Genomic DNA, 2,446 nt, shown 5'->3' on the forward strand with positions numbered 1-2,446 from the left:
TCAACTGCATGTTCGTCAGACCCCGGTACGGCGTCACCACACCCTTCGGGCGACCCGTCGACCCCGAGGTGAAGATCACGTACGCCGCCGCGTCCAGATCGGCGGTGCGGCCGAGCGAGGCAGCGGGCAGGGCCGCGAGCTCGGCGGCGATCTCCGGGGAGTCCAGCAGGATCCGCGCGACTCCGGGCGCCTCGGGCATCCGGGCCTCGGCGGTGGCACTGGTCACCAGGCAGACCGGGGCGGTGTCCTCGACCATGAACGCCAGCCGGTCCACCGGGTAGTCCAACTCCAACGGCAGGTACGCCGCCCCCGTACGCAGCACCGCGAACAACGACGCCACCATGTCCAGCGAACGCGGCAGACCCAGCGCCACCACCGTCTCCGGACCGGCACCCCGCGCCACGAACAACCGCGCCAACCGGTTCACCCGCGCGTCCAACTCCGCGTACGTCCACGACACGTCGCCCTGCACCAGCGCCACATCGTCCGGCACCAGCACCGCACGCTCCGCCAACAGATCCGCCACCGACGCCTCCGGCAGCTCACGACCCGTCGCCGCCCACTCCCCCAACAACCCACGCTCACCCGACGTCAACACGTCGAGGCTGCCGATGCGGCGGCCCGGGTCGGTGGCGACCTGCTCCAGCACGGCGAGCAGTCGCTCGACCAGCGCCTCGGCGGTGGCCCGCTCGTAGAGGTCGGCGGCGTACTCGAAGGCGATGTCGATCTCCTCGGCGGAGGAGGTCTCCTCGAAGTTGAAGTCGAGTTCGAACTTCGCGGCGCCCAGCTCGAAGGGCAGGATGCGGCTCTCCAGGCCGAGCAGCCGGCCCGCCTGCCCGTCGTTGTGCTGGTAGCCGAGCATCACCTGGAAGAGCGGGTGGCGCCCGGGCACGCGCGGCGGGTTGACGGCCTCGACGAGTCGGTCGAAGGGCAGGTCCTGGTGGGCGAAGGCAGCCAGGTCGGCGTCCCGGGTGCGGACCAGCAGGTCCGCGAAGGTCGGATCGCCGGACAGGTCGTTGCGCAGCACCAGGGTGTTGACGAAGAAACCGACCAGGTCGTCCAGTCCGGCGTCGGAGCGGCCGGCCACCGGGGCGCCGAGCGGGATGTCGTTCCCGGCGCCGAGGCGGTGCAGCAGGGTCGCCACAGCGGCCTGGAGCACCATGAAGGTCGTGGTGCCGGTGGCCCGGGCGGCCTCGCGCAGCCCGCGGTAGACGGCCGGCGGCACCTGGGCGTACACGGTGTCACCGCGGTAGCCGGCCACCGGCGTGCGCGGGTGGTCGGTCGGCAGCGGCAGTTCCTCGGGCAGGCCGGCCAGGGCCTGCTTCCAGTAGGCCGCCTGGCGGGAGTGCAGGCTCTGCGGGTCGTCGTCGGCGCCGAGCAGTTCCTGCTGCCACAGCGTGTAGTCGGCGTACTGGACGGGCAGCGGCGACCAGGTCGGGGCGGTGCCGGCGGCGTGCGCGGTGTAGGCGGCCGTCAGGTCCTCGATGAAGGGCAGCATCGACCACTCGTCGCCGGCGATGTGGTGGAAGAGCAGGACGACGGCGTGGTCCTCGGGACCGACCTCCAGCAGGGTGACGCGCAGCGGCGCCTCGGCCGAGAGGTCGAAGCCGTACCGGACGGCGGCCTCGACGTCCGCGGCCAGGGTCCGCTCGCCGGAGCGGACCACGTGGACGGCGTCGGCGAGCGCCGGGGCGTCCTGGACCTGCTGGAAGACGGATCCGTCGCGCTCGGTGAAGACGGTGCGCAGGCTCTCGTGGCGTCCGGTCACCGCACGGACGGCGGCGCGCAGGGCGTCGACGTCGAGCGCGCCGGTGACGCGGACGACCAGCGGCACGTTGTAGGCGGCACCGGAGTCGTCGAGGTTCTGCAGGAACCACATCCGGCGCTGGGCGTGCGAGAGCGGCAGGTCGGCGGTCCGCTCGCGGCGGCCGAGCGCCGGGCGCCGCTCGCCGTCGCCGCCCGCGCGGTGGGCCAGGCCCGCCGGGGTCGGCGCCTCGAAGAGGTCGCGGACCGTCAGCGGGCTGCCGAGCAGGGTGCGGACGCGGGTGACCAGGCGGGTGGCGAGCAGCGAGTGCCCGCCGAGGTCGAAGAAGTGGTCCTCGGGCCCGACCTCGGCCAGGCCGAGCACCTCGGCGAACGCGCCGCAGAGGATCTCCTCGCGGGCGTCGCGCGGGGCGCGGCCGGCCGAGGCGGTGTCGGGGACGGGCAGGGCCTTGCGGTCGAGCTTGCCGTTGACGGTCAGCGGCAGCGCGTCCAGCACGACGAACGCCGACGGGACCATGTACTCGGGCAGGCGCCGGGCGAGGGCGTTGCGCACCCCGGCGACGTCGAGGCCGGTGCCGGCGGGGACGAGGTAGGCGGCGAGGCGCTTGACGCCCGGGGTGTCCTCACGGACCACCACCGCCGCCTGCGCCACCTCCTCGTGCGCCGCGATCGCGTCCTCGAT

1 protein-coding gene is annotated in these 2,446 nt (G+C 73.8%); it reads right to left on the reverse strand.

Features of this window, described 5'->3' with window-relative positions:
• Positions 1–2,446: condensation domain-containing protein (locus ABT015_RS37865; RefSeq protein WP_350887889.1), on the reverse strand; the 2,446-nt coding region annotated here is incomplete at both ends.

Source organism: Kitasatospora sp. NPDC094016 (genome assembly GCF_040304045.1).
In the GTDB taxonomy this organism is placed as follows: Bacteria; Actinomycetota; Actinomycetes; order Streptomycetales; family Streptomycetaceae; genus Kitasatospora.